The organism is Methylosinus sp. LW4 (assembly GCF_000379125.1).
Taxonomy (GTDB): Bacteria; Pseudomonadota; Alphaproteobacteria; order Rhizobiales; family Beijerinckiaceae; genus Methylosinus.
The window spans coordinates 1,416,193-1,430,859 of record NZ_KB900626.1 but is presented as its reverse complement, the minus strand read 5'-3'; the positions used below and the strand labels follow the sequence as shown (position 1 = coordinate 1,430,859).

General features: G+C 65.5%; 17 protein-coding genes. All 17 read right to left on the bottom strand.

The window, feature by feature from the left end:
* Nucleotides 1–2: 2 nt before the first annotated feature.
* The 17 genes from METLW4_RS0107290 to METLW4_RS24250 all read right to left on the bottom strand — a co-directional run bounded on the left by METLW4_RS0107290 (nt 3) and on the right by METLW4_RS24250 (nt 14,450).
* Entirely contained in the window at nt 3–683 is a 681-nt protein-coding gene (locus METLW4_RS0107290; RefSeq protein WP_018265547.1) for a hypothetical protein, read from the bottom strand.
* Complete coding sequence (locus tag METLW4_RS0107285; RefSeq protein WP_018265546.1) at nt 683–1,012, bottom strand: hypothetical protein; 330 nt, start codon at nt 1,010–1,012, stop codon at nt 683–685. The genes METLW4_RS0107290 and METLW4_RS0107285 overlap by 1 nt, the downstream gene beginning before the upstream one ends.
* A 10-nt stretch (nt 1,013–1,022) precedes the next feature.
* Entirely contained in the window at nt 1,023–1,511 is a 489-nt protein-coding gene (locus METLW4_RS26380; protein WP_018265545.1) for a hypothetical protein, read from the bottom strand.
* Nucleotides 1,512–1,568: 57 nt separating this feature from the next.
* On the bottom strand, nt 1,569–1,994 hold the full coding sequence (locus tag METLW4_RS0107275) for a hypothetical protein (RefSeq protein ID WP_018265544.1): 426 nt from the start codon (nt 1,992–1,994) through the stop codon (nt 1,569–1,571).
* Nucleotides 1,995–2,064: 70 nt separating this feature from the next.
* Entirely contained in the window at nt 2,065–3,294 is a 1,230-nt protein-coding gene (locus METLW4_RS24280; protein ID WP_018265543.1) for a phage major capsid protein, read from the bottom strand.
* Between the two features lie 66 nt (nt 3,295–3,360).
* The gene (locus METLW4_RS24275; protein WP_083919308.1) at nt 3,361–4,107 is read right to left on the bottom strand and encodes a head maturation protease, ClpP-related; all 747 of its coding nucleotides are present in this window, start codon (nt 4,105–4,107) and stop codon (nt 3,361–3,363) included.
* A gap of 113 nt (nt 4,108–4,220) precedes the next feature.
* Nucleotides 4,221–5,546, bottom strand: a complete 1,326-nt coding sequence (locus tag METLW4_RS24270; protein ID WP_018265541.1) for a phage portal protein — start codon at nt 5,544–5,546, stop codon at nt 4,221–4,223.
* Nucleotides 5,547–5,549: 3 nt separating this feature from the next.
* The gene (locus METLW4_RS0107255) at nt 5,550–7,523 is read right to left on the bottom strand and encodes a terminase large subunit (protein WP_018265540.1); all 1,974 of its coding nucleotides are present in this window, start codon (nt 7,521–7,523) and stop codon (nt 5,550–5,552) included.
* Entirely contained in the window at nt 7,520–8,137 is a 618-nt protein-coding gene (locus METLW4_RS0107250) for a hypothetical protein (RefSeq protein WP_018265539.1), read from the bottom strand. Before METLW4_RS0107250 ends, METLW4_RS0107255 begins: the two co-directional genes overlap by 4 nt.
* Before the next feature lie 196 nt (nt 8,138–8,333).
* Nucleotides 8,334–8,732: an HNH endonuclease signature motif containing protein gene (locus METLW4_RS27705; protein ID WP_157234965.1), complete on the bottom strand. Its 399-nt coding sequence runs from the start codon at nt 8,730–8,732 to the stop codon at nt 8,334–8,336.
* Nucleotides 8,733–8,788: 56 nt separating this feature from the next.
* Entirely contained in the window at nt 8,789–9,415 is a 627-nt protein-coding gene (gene nusG / locus METLW4_RS26375) for a transcription termination/antitermination protein NusG (protein WP_018265537.1), read from the bottom strand.
* Between the two features lie 66 nt (nt 9,416–9,481).
* Entirely contained in the window at nt 9,482–10,600 is a 1,119-nt protein-coding gene (locus tag METLW4_RS0107235) for a helix-turn-helix domain-containing protein (RefSeq protein ID WP_018265536.1), read from the bottom strand.
* Nucleotides 10,597–11,079 (bottom strand): hypothetical protein, encoded by a 483-nt coding sequence (locus METLW4_RS27700; protein WP_018265535.1) that lies wholly within the window; start codon nt 11,077–11,079, stop codon nt 10,597–10,599. The genes METLW4_RS0107235 and METLW4_RS27700 overlap by 4 nt, the downstream gene beginning before the upstream one ends.
* On the bottom strand, nt 11,076–11,600 hold the full coding sequence (locus METLW4_RS0107225) for a hypothetical protein (RefSeq protein WP_018265534.1): 525 nt from the start codon (nt 11,598–11,600) through the stop codon (nt 11,076–11,078). Before METLW4_RS0107225 ends, METLW4_RS27700 begins: the two co-directional genes overlap by 4 nt.
* Nucleotides 11,597–11,902, bottom strand: coding sequence for a hypothetical protein (locus METLW4_RS0107220; RefSeq protein ID WP_157234962.1), 306 nt, complete (start codon nt 11,900–11,902; stop codon nt 11,597–11,599). Before METLW4_RS0107220 ends, METLW4_RS0107225 begins: the two co-directional genes overlap by 4 nt.
* On the bottom strand, nt 11,899–12,912 hold the full coding sequence (locus tag METLW4_RS26370; RefSeq protein ID WP_018265532.1) for an MT-A70 family methyltransferase: 1,014 nt from the start codon (nt 12,910–12,912) through the stop codon (nt 11,899–11,901). The genes METLW4_RS0107220 and METLW4_RS26370 overlap by 4 nt, the downstream gene beginning before the upstream one ends.
* Nucleotides 12,909–14,450 carry a DEAD/DEAH box helicase gene (locus METLW4_RS24250; protein ID WP_018265531.1) on the bottom strand — a complete coding sequence of 514 codons (1,542 nt, stop codon included), beginning with the start codon at nt 14,448–14,450 and terminating at the stop codon, nt 12,909–12,911. Before METLW4_RS24250 ends, METLW4_RS26370 begins: the two co-directional genes overlap by 4 nt.
* Nucleotides 14,451–14,667: the final 217 nt, after the last annotated feature.

Here is a 14,667-nt window from a genome sequence, read left to right as displayed (position 1 = left end):
CCTCACCCCGGAATGTGGTTGACATAGCCGGCGGCGTCGAGGGCGCCGATGAGCGACGCCGGGACGAGATCGCCGAGATGCGGGTTTGCGAACCACTCGCTGCGCCCAACGCCGTCGACATAATCGACCTTTTGGTTGGGGTCGCGGCCGTCCTGCCACCAGAGGATTTGCGCGAGCTGGCTGGCGACGAGGGCGAGATCGTCGCGCACTGTGGCGAAGCCGGCGTCATAGGTGACGATGATCTTCCAATTCAGCCATGCGGTCGGCTGATCGCCGGAGAGGCGCACGAGAATTCCGTCGGCGGCGTGAAGCTCATATTGCGTGGCGTCGAGCGTCGTTCCATCGACGATGACCGAGGCGACGGAGACGGCGGGACGACGCGCCAATATGAGGCTGTGGCGCTGCATCTCGCTATCCGCGAAAGGCCAGGAGCCCTTCGCCCAATAGGACGGGCGGCGAAAGGTCTCGAGGATCGTCTCCTTGCGCAGCGTCGGCGGATTGATCCCATCGTCGGCGACGCGGCATGCCGCGGTGATGGCGGAGGAGACGCGGGCGCCGAGCGCCTTCAATGCGGTGTCTTTCGAGCCGTCCGAGACGCCGGCCGCGGCGCGCAGCTGCTCTATCGTGAGCAGATTGAGATCGGCGGCCGGCGTTTGGACGGTGATGAAAGATTCGAACGCCATCAGCCCTGCTCATTCGCGCCGGCGGCGGCCGGTTCCGAGGCAGCCGCCGCGGCGCGCGCCGCCTCTTCCGGCGCGGCGTCGGAGGATGCTTCGCCGGCAACGGTCTCCGGCGCCTGCGGCGCGAGGAGCGGCGCTTCCGGCGGCGAGGCCGAGCGCTTGCCGCCGCGCGGCGAAGCGGCCGGGACAAGCGCAGGAGGACGGCGGACATAGCCGCCCTTCTCGAGCGCATCGATAAGCCGATCCGGGACGTCGAATGTGTCGCCGGGGGCGAGATCGCGCGAGCCGTCCTCTTTCGAGCAGGTGAATTCGCGCAGAATGAGGACTTCCATCGCGCCCTCCTCACGACAGCCGATAGAGCGTCCAGGCGCCCGCCGCCGTCCGGCGCGCACGGAAGCGGCCGGAGGAGTTGAGGCTTCCCGCGGCGCTATAGGCGGGAATGTCCATGGAGCCGACCAGCGTCCAGCCCGTGTTGGTCGTCAGGCTGGCGTCCTCCGCATCCACGGTCGAAATATTGATGACCGAAAAGTCGAAGGAGTCATTCGCGCCGAAGGCGGCGAGCGCCGTATCCATCGCCGTCGCGAGGGGCAGCTGCAGCGCCGAGGCGGCGCCCGCGCCCTGATTGACGGTGATGATCCCGGCGAGGATTTCCGCCGCCGTGAGAGTGGCCGAGACCGTCTTCGCCGTGGGCGCGCCCTGGACCGTCGCATGAATGCCGGCATTCTCGACGAGGCCGCCGGATTCGATGGTGAGCTTGCCGCCGCTGGCGATGACCAGCTCGTCGCCGCCCTGCTTATGATAGACCTTGGTCTGATAATTCGCGTCGGCCATCGCCGCTGGCTCCTATGTCAGAGAGGGGAGGCGGCGCGAGAGGCGCCGCGTCTTGCGTCAGGCCGGGGGATTGGCGGTCGGGCGGCTCTTGGCGTCGCCGAGGATGGCGATGGCGGCGAGCGGGGCGTTGCCGGTGTTGTTGCTCGGCGTGATCGTCATGCGCACATAGCGCTTCGTGCCGATATAGCCGATCTTGCGGCAGGCGCCGTCGGCCGCGAAGGTGAAGCTCGCCAGCGCGGTCGTGCCGATGAGATCGGTCGCGGCCGGCGCCGCCGTGTCGGCGAGCGCGGCGTCATCGCCATGTTCCATGGTGACGGCGAAAGTGGCGTCGGCGTCCGCCAGCGTGCCAGTTTCGATTGCGAAGGTGAGGCTCTCATAGCCGGCGGTGTCGATGATGGCGGAGGCCTGGGGCGTATTATCGGTGACGACGACCGGCTGGATCGCCGGCTTGAGATTGATGCGATTGGCGAGGTCGCGGCGCATGGCGCGGCTCCTTTTGCGGTGAGAGGGGAAGGGAAGGGCGGCGCACAAGCGGGAGCCGGCGCCGCGCGCGTCACATGGTCAGATATTTGATGGGGTGAGTGCCGGCGTCGACGAGATTGCCGTCCCAGCGCTGGAAGGCGAGGAAGCCGGTTTGATTGTAGTCGGCGTAGCGCTCGGTGAGACGCAGCACCTGGACGCCGGCGACGCGGCGAATGAAATATTTCGAGAAATCGCCGAAGGCGATCGGCTTCTTGCCGGAGCCATAAGCGTCCATGCTCTGATTGACGATATAGGGATAGCCGCCGAGGCGATCCGGCTCCTTGAACTGCAGGCCGGAGGTCCAGAGATACTGGCCCTCGCCATCCTTCAGCTTCTTGAGCGCCTTCAACGTCGAATCCGCGAACATGAACTTGCCGTTCGGGCGATAGGCCGGGTCGACGCTGTGAACGAGATCGATCGCGAACTCGTCGGCGGTCACCGCCGAAGCGGAGGCGGCGGTGACGCCGAGCGTCGCCGCGGTGACGACGCCGAGCGGCTTGCTGGCGCCGTCTCCCGTCGTCGTATGGTCGTTCAGAATGCGCGCGATGCGCACGCCGAGCTTATTGGCGAGGAAGCTGTCGAGATTGAAGGCGGAATCGTTGAGAAGCTGATTGGAGATAAGCACCAGCTTCGAGCTATAGGTATAGGCGTTGAGCGTCACTGCGCCGAAGGTGAGGTCCTGAGACGACGCCTGCGTGTTTTCGCCGAGAATGGCGCCCTTGTTCGAGGTGTCGTTATCGGTCGGGATCGGCAGCGCATTGCCCGTCGAGGTGTCGAAGACGAAGGCGTTCTCGAGCATGCCGCCATAAGCGAGCTGGGCGTCTTCCAGCTGGCCATAGAAGCCTTCCGGCACCGTATAGCCGCCGGCGGTGTCTGGCACAGTGCCGAGCGCGTTCTGAAAGCCGCTCTGCGGATTCTGGAATCGCGCCGTGGCGATGGAGCGCTGCTCCTCATTGAGCCCGTTCATGCCGAAACGCAGATAGGCGTTGAAGGCTTCGCTTTCGAGCTTGTTCTTATGCTCGGCCTCGTCCTTCGAAATGCCTTCGCGGCCCGCGCGACGTTCGATGCGGTTGCCGAGCGCGGCCTCTTCGCCTTCGAGACGCTCGATACGATCGATGTCGCCTTTGAGCTTGTCGGCCGCGGCCATCATCTCATCGAACTTCGTGCTCACATCATCGGAGATCGCGCCGTCGGCAGGGAGCAGCGCGCGAGCGTCCTCGATAAGCTTCGCGCGCTGCTCGCGCAGTGCTTTGCTCTTCATGTCGGTTTCCTCGGTGGAAGCTCTTGCCGAAGGAGCGTTTGCGGCGCCGGCCGAAAGGCCGAAAGGTCAGTCGCGCTCGGCGATGGCGAGGCGCGCGCGCATCGCGCGGACGCGGCGCGCGAGATCGTCGTGCTTATTCTCCGGTTGGGCGTCCGGCTGTTCCGTCGTCTCGGAGCTCGCGAGCAGCTCATCGACGAGGCCATAGTCTTTCGCCTCCTGCGCCGTGAACCAGGTGCCGTCGTTCTTGCCTTCGCCAGCCATCATGGCGAGACATTCGCCGGGAGACTTGCCGGTCTTGGCCGCATAGACGCCTGCGAGCTGCGCGTCGATCTTCTCCAGGATGACGGCGGTCTCCATCATGTCCGCTTTGTTGCCGATGGAGAATCCCCATGCGCAATGACACATCATGAGCGAATTTTCCGCCATGACGCAGCGCTTGCCGGCCAAAGCGATGAAGGAAGCGGCGGAGGCGGCGAGCCCTTCGACGACACAGGAGATTTCGCCGGGATGCTGCTTCAATGCATTGTAGATGGCGAGGCCATCGAAGACGTCTCCGCCAGGGCTGTTGATGCGCACGCGGATGGATGGCGAGGAGATGGAGCCGAGCTGCGCGATGAAATCCTTGGCGGTGACGCCCCAATAGCCGATCTCATCATAGAGAAGGATATCGGTCGAGCCGTCGGCTTGGGCCTTGATGGTCAGATTGCCCTTGGCGCGCGTCGCCGGGGCGCGATTGTTGAAGCGGTCGCTCCATTGCTTGCGCGCCGTCTCCTTGTCGAGACGGGCGAAGATGTGGTGTTTTTTCTGTAGCATCCAAATCTGAATGCTGAAAACCTTGCAAATTTCCGCATCGATATAACGTCGCGAAGCCATATGCTCGAGCATGACCTGGGTGATGGGCGCGTCAAAGGGGGCGAGAAAAGAAGTCATGGCTTCGGCGACCTCGGGTCACTGGGTTGCGGGGGCTCGCGCTGCGGCGGCGCCGGAGCGGGCTTTTGGCCGCCGCTCGTCGCTTCCGCCTCGGCGATGGAGTCGAGCGAGCGCATCGCGCCCTGCATGTAGAGCTTGTCGCCGGCCGGCCCGGCGGAGGGCAGGTTGAACTTCTTGAGGCCTTCGTTCGGCCGCATCAGCGCATTGGCGACGAGCTTAGAATAGAGTTCCGCCTTCGCCTTGGCGTCCATGACGATGAGGCCTTCGCGCTCATATTCGGCGCGATAGCGCGTGCCGAGGAAGAGCTTTCGGTTGAACTCATTCTCCATGCGCCGCAGCCATGGATTGATCGTCGTGATCTGAAAGCCGAGCATGATCTGCTCTATGCCAGCGCCCCAGGCCGTCATATCGGCGTTCTCGTTCAGCAGCATCGCCGGCACGCCGAAGATATTGCAGATCTGCGCTGTCGAATAGCGCCGCGAGGCCAAAGTCTCGGCGTCGACCGGCGACATTTGCACGGCTTGCCATTCCGTGCCGCTATCCACCCACAGCGTCTTGCCGGCGTTGGAGGAGCCGGAATAAAAATTCTCGAATTGCTGGCGCATGCGATTGAAGGACGAGGGCGAAATCCCTTCCTTCGCCTTGCCTATGCCGCTCGGCTTCACGCCATTGGAATGCAGCCGCGCGGTGAATTCCTCCATCGCCAGCGATGTGCCGATGGCCTGGCGACCGACGGCGGAAATGACCGAAAGGCCGCGGAGCCCATCGAAGCCGATCCCCGGAATATGGAGCATGTCTTCGGACTCGACGATCTCCGAGCCGTCATCGAGCCGCACCTTATAGGCGATGGTTCCATTGTCGCGGCGGAAGGGCTCGACCTGCCAGGGCAGCAGCGGCACGAAGCCGACGACACGGGCGGCGTTGTCATATTCGATGACGCTGTAGTGATTGCCCCAGAGCAGGCAGTGCAGCATGACGAGCTCTTTCCAGGAAAAAGCCGTCATGAAATCGTTCGGCGCATCATGCAGAAACGGGAAGACGCGGTGTCCCGTGGCGAGCTCGCGGCCGGCCGGCTGCAGATGATAGATGTTGAGATCGAGCGAGGCGACGATCCCCGAGAGGATGGAGACGCAGCGGAAGACGTCGACATTGCGCAGCGAGCTGCGCTCATTGACATGCGGCCCCGCCATGGTCGGACCGCCGCCGATGATGATGGCGAGCGATTCCTGATTGATCGGGACATTGGGATTTTCGAGCGTCGCCTGAATGGTCGGCTCGATACGCTCGGCGACTTCCGGCGCGCGGCGGGAGAATGGCCACATGGGCTAGCCCCACGCCTGATCGTAAATGGACGGCTTGGCGCGCGGCGCCGGGCGCGCGAGCGCGGGAAGGGCCGTCTCGGATTCGGGGGCGTCGCTGGGCGTCCAGTTTTCCTCGGCGTCGTAGATGGAGGCGCCGGAATTCTGCGCCTCGGGATTCATGCTCATGAGCGCTATCGCGTTGAAGACGGCGATGGCGGGGTCGATCTTGCCGAAGCCGCTCTCGTCGCGAGCGACGCGCATCGCCGTCGCCGTGGGGATGATGCGCAGATTGCCGACGCACCAGTCGAGCAGCGCCGATTGCGGATAGAGCAGGCGGCGCGCGGCGAGCATGCGCTCGGCCGTCTTGATCGCGCCCATAAGGCCTATGCCCTGGCGCACCGCGTCCAGCGTGCCGGCGTCCTGCGTCACGCCGATCGCCGCCAAAGCGTCGACGATGGAGCCTATGCCGGCGGCGTCCACGCCGACCTGGGCGAGCAGGCCGAGATCGCGGATTCGCGCGACGAGGGCGACGATATAGGCGATGTCCGGCGGGAGGGCGTTGGGATCGTCCGAGGCGGGGAGGGCGCGGGCGAGGAGGGCGGCGACGGCGGAGGATTCTTCTGTCTCCGGCTCGGCGCTCGGCGACGGCGGGAGAGGCAGGGGCAGGGGCAGGGGCAGGAGGCTCGGGGCGTCTTGCTCGGAGTCCTCCGGCAGACCGTAGACGCCATCGGCGCCGCGGGTGAATTCGAAGACGGTCAGCTCCTCGGTTTCGGCGAAGCGGAGGTAATCGATGGCGTTTTTCTTGCGGCGCTCGACGCCGATGGTCGAGACGAGGCCATGCGCCCAGATGAGCCAGCGGCCGGTCTCGCGCTCGCGGCCGCAGACGGCGAGGCCGAGGAGATCGTCCAGGCCGCCGCCGTCTATGCCGACGGTGACGACCTCGCAGCGCTCGAGCAGGCTGTCCAGCGTGAGCGTGCGATCGCGGCCGCGCGACCAGACTTCGAGGCCGGCCCAACCATCCGAGCGCAGCGCGATCGACGGCTCGACATTGAGGTGCTTAGCGTGGAAATTCGCGAGGCTGGCTTTGCCGGCGCGCGCGGCCTTGCCCATTTCCGAGATGAGATATTGCTCGGAGACGCTGGCGCCGAGATTTGGATTGGGGATGTAGAAGAAGCGCGGCTCGGCATAGGTGCCGTCCTTGATCATCGCCGGCGGATATTCGTAGATGAGGCCGAAGCTGTGCGGATCGTGAATCTTGCCGTCGCGCACGCCGCGGAAATATTCGAGGCGTTGGGCGTAGACGCCGCGCGGCGGCCCGTCCGGCTTGGTGGAGAGGGTGAGCAGGAAGCCCTCATTGCGCGAGGCGATGCCGCCCTTGGCCTCGCGCAGCATCGCCTCCGAGCCGGCGCGCATGCCGAACAGCCAGAGCTCGTCAAAGATGATGACGCTGGATTTCTTGCCGCCCACCGTTTCCGAATCCGCCGCCACCACCTTGCCGACGGCGCGCGTGTTGCGATGCTCGATGACGCGCTGGTTTTCCTTGACGTGGAAGAGGGCGCGCAGATCGGGGTCGGCGGCGATCATGTCGCGAGACGGAAGGAAGCTGTTGTCGGCGATTTCTTTCGTCGGCGCGGCGATGTTGAGCTCGGCGCTCGGGCGCCAGTTGCGGACCATGCAGGTGGTGAAGACTGCCGCAGCAAACGTGCTCTTGATGTTCTTTTTGGCGATATCGAGGTGAATGTCGTTGATGTAACGAACGCCCAAATCGGGGTCATAGCCGCCGAAGAGAAAGGCGGCGAAATCGGTGATCCACTCGCGGCAGGCCTGGCCAATGGTCGGCGAGCCGGGGAGATCGACGAGGCGCAGATTGGCGAAGACGCCCATCCACGCCGCCGCCTCGTCCGGGAACAGCGGGCCGCACGGCAACAGGGAGCGGCCCTCGACGATGCGGCGCTCCCAGTCGATGCATGCGGTGGTCCACCAGGGCTCGGCGGTCATTGATAGCCTCGCGGGGCGGCGGGGGTGGCGTAGCGGCCGGTGGCGGCGGCCTCGGCGGCGCGGGCCGCCTCTTCCTTCTTGCCGAGCGGGCGCTCGCGCTGCTCGTCCGGCATGCGCGCCTTGCCCACCGTGCCGAGGCCGCGATCGAGCAGCGCTTTCGACGCGGCGGCGATGGCCGTCTCGCTGGCGCCGTCGCTCGCGATCTTGCGGAGCGCTTCGACGGCGAGATTGGCGTATTTGCGCGCCTCGGCGCGGATTTCCTGGGTCAGCGATTCGGAGCGGATCGCGAGAGAGTCGGGCGCCATGAAGAGCGGTAGCATGGCGGCGTCTCCACCGATCTCGACGGCCGGCTTGCCGTAGCCGCGATCGAGGATTTCCTTCGCGGCGGCGATCTTGGCGGCTTCGCTGGAGCCGTAGAACAGCAGCCGGACCAGCGCCTCGATCGCGCCATGGGCGTGCCGCTGGGCGACGCCATCGATTTCATCCGGCGGGGCGGTCGCGAGCGCGGCGACGCGATTGAGCTCGCTGATCGCCGATGGCTTCACGAAACCCTTGGGCTTTCGGCCGGCGCCGGGGCGCTTTCCGCCGCGCTTCGATTTCGGCTGATCACTCATGTTTGATTACCCGCATTCAAACGCGCCAATCAAAGCTATTGCGCTGCGCAGAAATTTTTCGCGCGTGACACCCATGCCGGTCGCGGCTCCCTCGGGGCCTCAGACTTTTTACCCCCCCCTGGGGTGGGGGTGGCACGGGGCTTGCGTGGTCGATCGCGTCGGCATCGCATTGATTTGCTTCGCTTTTTTGCGTCGGTCAGCGGCCCTGCAGGCGGCGCTGCTTCTCGGAGGCGGTCTTGCGGTTGTGGCACCCGCCGATGCGTCCGCGCCCATTGCCGCCGGCCCGCGTGCAGAGCTGCTGGACATTGCGCGGGTCGAAGTCCGCGCCGCCGTCCCGCCGTTCGATGATGTGGTCGAGGATCAGATCGACCGGCGAGCCGTCATCCTCATAGGTCTTGCCGCAGCCTTCGCAGATCCTGCCGCGCTCGGCGCGCACCTGCTTGCGTAGCGCGATCCATTCCGCGGACCGATAGAAGTCGTCGGTTTGCTTCTTCACTTCGACCTTGGCGCGCATCGGGCGCACCTTCGGGGCCAAGGTTCGCAGCTTCATAAGGGGGATTCGCCATTGCGTCGCACTTCCCGCTTTGCGGGCCATTCCGCTTCGCTCTTCGGAGGCCGTTGGCCTAGCTCCCGAGCGAAGCGTCTCCAGCTTTAGTGCGCATGGGCGCTGGAGCGCCGAATGGTTCGGTCCTTGTCCGCCGTCTTCTTCGGAGGCGCCGCAGCGCCTGGCTCCAGAAGCTCGACGTTGCCCGACTCCATGAGCACCGGAGTCAGACGGCCGAATATCTCGACTCCTATGACCAGACGTCCGCCCTTGTCAACGGACTCCACTTCGCCCGTGAAGAGCGCGAACGGGCCGGCGCATATGCGGACGACTGCTCCGATATTGATCTTCGGGCGCGGCTTGCCATGCTCCGGCGCATGATTCCTATAGAACTCCACCAGCGCGTCCGGCACCGGCGCCGGCTCGTTTCCTCCCGCATAGCAGATGAATCCGGTGACGCCCGGCATTGTGGATATCGCAAAAATGCAAGACCAATCGCATTCCATGCGCACGAACAAATAGCGTCCGAACCGCGCCACCTTGACTTCTCGCCGCGTGATTCGATCCACGCCGCCGACAGAGCGCCGTATCGAAACGCGCGATTTATCGATCGGCCTCCAGACCTGAAATCCCGCCGCCGCGAGCCGCAGGCAGACGTCGAAATCCTTGCCTTCGCGCGCCTCCAACACATACCAGCGCCGTTCTTTCGCCGTCTCGCCCGCTTGCGCGCCCATCTCTCGCCTCATCCGCCAAAAGCCCGACTCGCACCACGCCACGCCGCACGCCGCCTTCCCGACGCTTCACGCCGCCGCGCCCTCCGGCCCGGCGCGCGCCGCTCCGCCCGCGATCGGCGGAGGCCATTCGCTTTGTCGCCAAAAGCCTTTCCCGCCGCGCAGCTCGAACAGCATCGGCATCAGCACGGCGTTCTCGCGCCCCTGGGCCGAGGCGCTTCCGTCGCGCCTGTCGCGCCAGGAGAGCCGCACGTCCCGCACGGCCTGGTGATAGTCCAGCCATCGCCAGAATTGCGCCGTGCCGAACATCACGTTGAAGCCCGCGCCGCCTAGCGCCGCTGCGCTTTCGACGCTGCGCGCCTTTCGCGATTGCCAGCTTTTTCCGGCGAGATAGGTCTTCGCATGGGCGATCATTCGCCCCCGCGCCTTGCATTCCGCGATGTAGCGCGGTCCGCCTTCGACAGCCCCGATCTGCTCGTCATCGGTCAGCTGCATGAATTTCTGCCGCGCAAATTCGACGCCCTCGAGCGCGTCCCAAGGCCAAGCCTTGGCGAACACGTCCCACCGCGCGATCCGCGCCTCGGCGCCTCCGCCCCGCGACGCCGGCGCGCCCTCCGCCGTTCGTTTTTCGAAATCCCGCGAAGCGCCTCTCTCTCCAAAAGCCTCGGGGGCCTTAGAGGGGGAATCGTTAGATTCGTTAAAATCGTCTATTACCGACCCGCAACAGTGCGGGTCGGCTTCGTCGAATTTGCGGGTCGGCTCGCCCTGATTTGCGGGTCGGTCCGACCCGCAAATTGCGGGTCGGCTCGCCATATCCGCGCCCGCATCCGTTCGTTCTTCAGAACGCTCCTCTACCGCGTCGATCGCGCCGTCCCAGCCGAGCGAGTAGGCGTGCCGCCGCGCCGCGTCGGTCATCAGCACGATATAGCGATTGGTCAATTGCTTGCCGTCTTCGCCCCTATGCTTGACGACATGCAAATATCCATAGGCGCGCAGCTGCGCGATCTGCCGCGCGACGGAATCGTCGGAGATTTTCGCCTTGGCCGCGATCGTCGAATGCTTGAGCACGCATTCGAAATTGCGATCCTCATGCGCCGCGTCGCAGATCGCCAGCAGCACGAGGAACAGCGTCGGCTTCAAGCGCCGATCGTCGAGCTCCCATGCCCAGCTCGTCGCCTTTATGCTCATCGGCGCCGCTCCGCCTCGTCGCGCGCGCGCGCCACATCCCGCCGCGCGGCCGCCGCCAGCGCCTCCGCCGCGGCGATCCGGTCCCACCAATCGCAGATCCGCGTGAATCCACCGTCGCAGCTCCACGCGCCGCTCGCCGCCATCGCATGCAGCAGCGCCAGCCCATCGGCGCGCGTCAGCGCATAGCGATTCCAGCACCAGTTCCCGTGCCATTCCCGCCAGCCGAGAATCGGAAAGCGCCGCCGATGCATCCGCAATTCGCCGTCGACGAGGCCGAAAGCCGCGCCGCGTTCCCAATCGTCATGCGAAAGATCGCAGCCGTCGAGCTCGCGCGCGCCGATCATGCGAAAATGCGCCATCGTCGCGCGGCCGCGAAACAGCCCGCGCTCGTCATTGCAGGCGAAATCGAGATAGATTTTCCGCTCCTTCCGCGGGCGCGGCGGCGGCCGAAATTGTCGGCGCGGCGGTTCGATGCTCATATGCTTCCCTCGCTCCCGGCGCGCTCCGCCGCGCCTCCCGCGCAATCGCGCCAGGTGATGAATTCCGCCTCCAGCGCGCGCCAGCGCTCCGCCGCTTTGGCGTCGCGATCGAATTCGCCGCGGCTCTCGACAGCGCAGCGCGTCCGCACAGCCGCGCTCGCCGCCGCCTCGTCGCCCGCGCCCAAAAATCGCTGAAACAGCACATTGCGGCAGCGCAGCGCCGCCAGCATTCCGAGCCGCGCGCGACGCGCCGGCTTCGCCGTGTTCGGCGCCGCCGCAGCGGCCGGCGCGCCCTCTATCGCCCCACGCTCGCGCGCCGCGCGCCGGCATTCGATGAACGCCAGCAGATCGGCCTCATTGGCCGCGAGCATGCGCAGCGCCTCATAGGCGCCGCGCAGACAATCGGAGAGATACTCTCGCTCGGACGGCCGCGTCGGCGCGCGCTCCGCCCCGGTGAAGACCGAATGCGCGCGCTCGACAGCAGCCATGCGCTCGGAAAGCGTGATCCGCCGCGGACTCATGACGCCTCCCGAATTTCGTCGAGCGCCGACGTGCGCAGTGTCTCCGCGCTCGCCATCGTCAGCCGATAGACGCCGTCTCCACAGGCGAGCAGCGGATTTTCGAGCAGCCCGCGATCGCGCAATTGGCGAAACGCCGCGCGCACCTGGGCTTCGCGCATTTCCGTTAGAGCAGCGATCTTCGCGCATGTCACATCGGCGCGCCCGCACTCATCGGCGCAGCCGGCGAGGATCAGCAAGACGAAACGCGATTGCGAGCCGCCCGCGATCTGCCCCTCGGCCCAGAGCAGCGCTTCCATGCTCATCCCTCCGCGCCCTCCGCCTCATTGCCCCAAGCGTCCCAGCCCTTCCGCGCCGGACCGCGCCGATTCAATTCGATCTTCGGCAGATGCGGGAAGTAGGTCTCGATAATCTCGGCGAAACGCTCGGGTTTGGCGCTATGCGCCGCCTTCAGCTCATGTTGCATCGCATTGAATTTCTGATCGCCATGTGCAGGGCAGGGAACGTTGCCGCGCGTGGCGATGAGCAGAATTTCAGCGTCGTCGAGATTCCAATAGCCGTTCCCGGCGACGATCTTGTCCCAGATGAAACATGTTTTGTATTCGAAGCCCCATGCTTCACAGACGGCTCCGCCCATCATCAAAAAGGGACGCGTCACCCACATGAACAGCACACAATCATCCGCAGCGATGCTCTCCACATCGAGCGCCTTGATCGCGTCGATCGTCATCGTCGCATAATGATTGTCGGCCGCGCGATCGAGCCCATTCTCCGAATGCGTCTCGAACTTCCAAGCCGGGTCGCAATAGATCACGCCATAGCGCTTCGTCGGCCAAGCGCAGATCCGCGCGCCCAGCTCGCGCTCGCGCGCCGCGCGCCGCTGGCGCTTCTCCATCTGCCGCTCGGCCTTGGTCGCGACGAGCGCGCGCTCGATCTCCTTCGAGGCGCCCGAGAGCTTCGCCTCGAAATCCTCCGTCCGCATATCGGCGAGCTTTTGCCAGCGGCTCGATTGCGATTTCGTCACGCCGATCTCGTCGAGCGTTTTCACGGTCGCATCCGGCGACCGTGATTTTCGATCCCCGCCCGCGCCACGGTCGCGCTCGCCATTGATCGCCATCTCGCGCAGCAGCTCGCCCGCCTTGCGCTCGGCTCGCAGCCTTATTTCCGTCGCCTGCCGCACCAGTTGCTCGTCACGCGCGATGCGCGCCGCCGCCAGCACCGCCGCCGCCCGATCGCGTATCGGCATCACCTCATCGACGCGCCACGCCGCATCCAGCGCCCGCCGCGCCTCGTCATAGAGAGTGAGGGCGATCACATCCGCCCCCCACGCAACATGGCGAGCAGCTCGGCCTTGTGCCGTTCGGCCGCGGTCTCGGCGGCGCGGCGGTCCTCTTCCGTCTCCGCCGCATCCTGCATGAGGCCGAGAAACTGCCGCTCCTTGACGGAAAGCGTCATCATCACGAACGGATCGGAGCCGAGCGCGACCGTCAGATAATAGACGAGCACGCTGTCGTTCTGGCCCATGCGATAGGCGCGATCCTCGGCCTGCGCATGAACCGCCGGCGACCAATCGAGCTCGACAAAAACGACGACCCGCGCTCGCGCTTGCAGACCGTCTATGCCCGTCGCGCTGCGCAGGGCGATCATGCAGAGATTGGTATCGCCGTCGATGAAGCGCTGGCGCGCCGCATCCTTTTGCGACGGGCTTTCCTCTCCCGTGATGCGCGCCGGCGCGAAATCGTCCAGCGCCTCGCAGATCGCCTCATGCACGACGAGATGATGAGCGAAGACGAGCGTCGGCTGGCCCGATTCCATCAGCCCGCGCAAAAAGGCGCAGGCCGCCTTTATTTTGGCGACGCCGGTGGCGCGCCGCAGCTTGGCGATCGCCATCGCCTCCATTTGCGCGCGCTGAAATCCATCGGTCACATATTCGGCTTCTTGCGCCAGCCCGATCGCTTCTTTCAACAGCGCGCGAAACGTCCCATCGTCGCCGTCTATCTGCTCTATGACGCGCCGCTTTGGCGGCAGCTCGGCGAGAACATCCTGCTTGCGCCGGCGCAGCACGAGCCCGCGATCGACGAGATATTCGCCGAGCGCATCCGGCGCGGAGACCAGCGAAGGGTCGCGCTCGGAGCACCATTGCTCTTGAAAATCCACCTTCGGACCGAGACAGCCGCGATCGATGACATTCAGCACATTGTAGATTTCGAGGCCCTTATTGTAGATGGGCGTGCCGGACAGGCCGAAGACGAGCTGCGCAGCCCGCGCGAGCCTTTTATTCGCCTCGAATTTTCGCGTCCCGCTATGGCGCAGCTCTTGGCATTCGTCGAAGACGACGGCCGCGACGCCGCGCGCGACGAGCAAATCGATCCAGCCATGCACGACGAGATAATGGACGATATAGATATGTGCCTGCGGCGCCGTCGCATCGGGCTTCGCGCCACGAAGCGAGGCGACGGATATTTTTCCGCCCGGCGATAGCAGATCGCCGGAGGCGAACCGGCTGTCGAGAAACTCGCCGATCTTGCGCTCCCAATGCGTTTGCATATGCGGCTGGCACAGCACCACGGCCGGCCAACGGTCCGCCCCCGCCAGCGCCGCCAACGCCTGGACCGTCTTGCCGAGGCCCATATCGTCCGCCAGCAGCGCGCGGCCATTGGCGAGCAGAAAGCGCACGCCTTCCGTCTGAAACGGCTTCAGCTCGCCCAAAAATCGCGACGTCAGGCTCTGCGGCAGGTCGTCCGGCCCGGCGGCGCTCATCCGCCATTTGCGGACCGCGGCGGCATATTGCAGTTCGAACTCGCCGCGCGCCTCGCCATCGATCGCGACCGGATAGCGATGCATCAGCATCATCAGATCGTCGAAATTCGATTGGAACGCGGGCCAGGAGACGCGGTTGCGCTGCAGATTGATCCGCGCGCCGCGAAACAGCCGCTCGGCGAAATGAAAGCGTCGCGCGATCCATCGAGCACGAAGCGCGCAGGGATTTCCTCGCGCGCGCCCTCGCGCTCCGGCTCATAAGAGAGCGTCGCGATCGCGCGCGCCTCGGACGGCCGCCGCAATGCGGGCG

What these genes read in the sequence shown, in the direction of transcription:
- METLW4_RS24280 (WP_018265543.1), bottom strand. Translation starts at nt 3,294, where the DNA reads ATGAAGAGCAAAGCACTGCGCGAGCAGCGCGCGAAGCTTATCGAGGAC.
- METLW4_RS0107220 (WP_157234962.1), bottom strand. Translation starts at nt 11,902, where the DNA reads ATGAGCATGGAAGCGCTGCTCTGGGCCGAGGGGCAGATCGCGGGCGGC.
- METLW4_RS27700 (WP_018265535.1), bottom strand. Translation starts at nt 11,079, where the DNA reads ATGAGCATCGAACCGCCGCGCCGACAATTTCGGCCGCCGCCGCGCCCG.
- METLW4_RS0107250 (WP_018265539.1), bottom strand. Translation starts at nt 8,137, where the DNA reads ATGAGTGATCAGCCGAAATCGAAGCGCGGCGGAAAGCGCCCCGGCGCC.
- METLW4_RS0107225 (WP_018265534.1), bottom strand. Translation starts at nt 11,600, where the DNA reads ATGAGTCCGCGGCGGATCACGCTTTCCGAGCGCATGGCTGCTGTCGAG.
- METLW4_RS0107285 (WP_018265546.1), bottom strand. Translation starts at nt 1,012, where the DNA reads ATGGAAGTCCTCATTCTGCGCGAATTCACCTGCTCGAAAGAGGACGGC.
- METLW4_RS26380 (WP_018265545.1), bottom strand. Translation starts at nt 1,511, where the DNA reads ATGGCCGACGCGAATTATCAGACCAAGGTCTATCATAAGCAGGGCGGC.
- METLW4_RS0107275 (WP_018265544.1), bottom strand. Translation starts at nt 1,994, where the DNA reads ATGCGCCGCGACCTCGCCAATCGCATCAATCTCAAGCCGGCGATCCAG.
- METLW4_RS24275 (WP_083919308.1), bottom strand. Translation starts at nt 4,107, where the DNA reads ATGCTACAGAAAAAACACCACATCTTCGCCCGTCTCGACAAGGAGACG.
- METLW4_RS24270 (WP_018265541.1), bottom strand. Translation starts at nt 5,546, where the DNA reads ATGTGGCCATTCTCCCGCCGCGCGCCGGAAGTCGCCGAGCGTATCGAG.
- METLW4_RS27705 (WP_157234965.1), bottom strand. Translation starts at nt 8,732, where the DNA reads ATGGCCCGCAAAGCGGGAAGTGCGACGCAATGGCGAATCCCCCTTATG.
- nusG (WP_018265537.1), bottom strand. Translation starts at nt 9,415, where the DNA reads ATGGGCGCGCAAGCGGGCGAGACGGCGAAAGAACGGCGCTGGTATGTG.
- METLW4_RS0107290 (WP_018265547.1), bottom strand. Translation starts at nt 683, where the DNA reads ATGGCGTTCGAATCTTTCATCACCGTCCAAACGCCGGCCGCCGATCTC.
- METLW4_RS0107235 (WP_018265536.1), bottom strand. Translation starts at nt 10,600, where the DNA reads ATGAGCATAAAGGCGACGAGCTGGGCATGGGAGCTCGACGATCGGCGC.
- METLW4_RS24250 (WP_018265531.1), bottom strand. Translation starts at nt 14,450, where the DNA reads ATGATGCTGATGCATCGCTATCCGGTCGCGATCGATGGCGAGGCGCGC.
- METLW4_RS0107255 (WP_018265540.1), bottom strand. Translation starts at nt 7,523, where the DNA reads ATGACCGCCGAGCCCTGGTGGACCACCGCATGCATCGACTGGGAGCGC.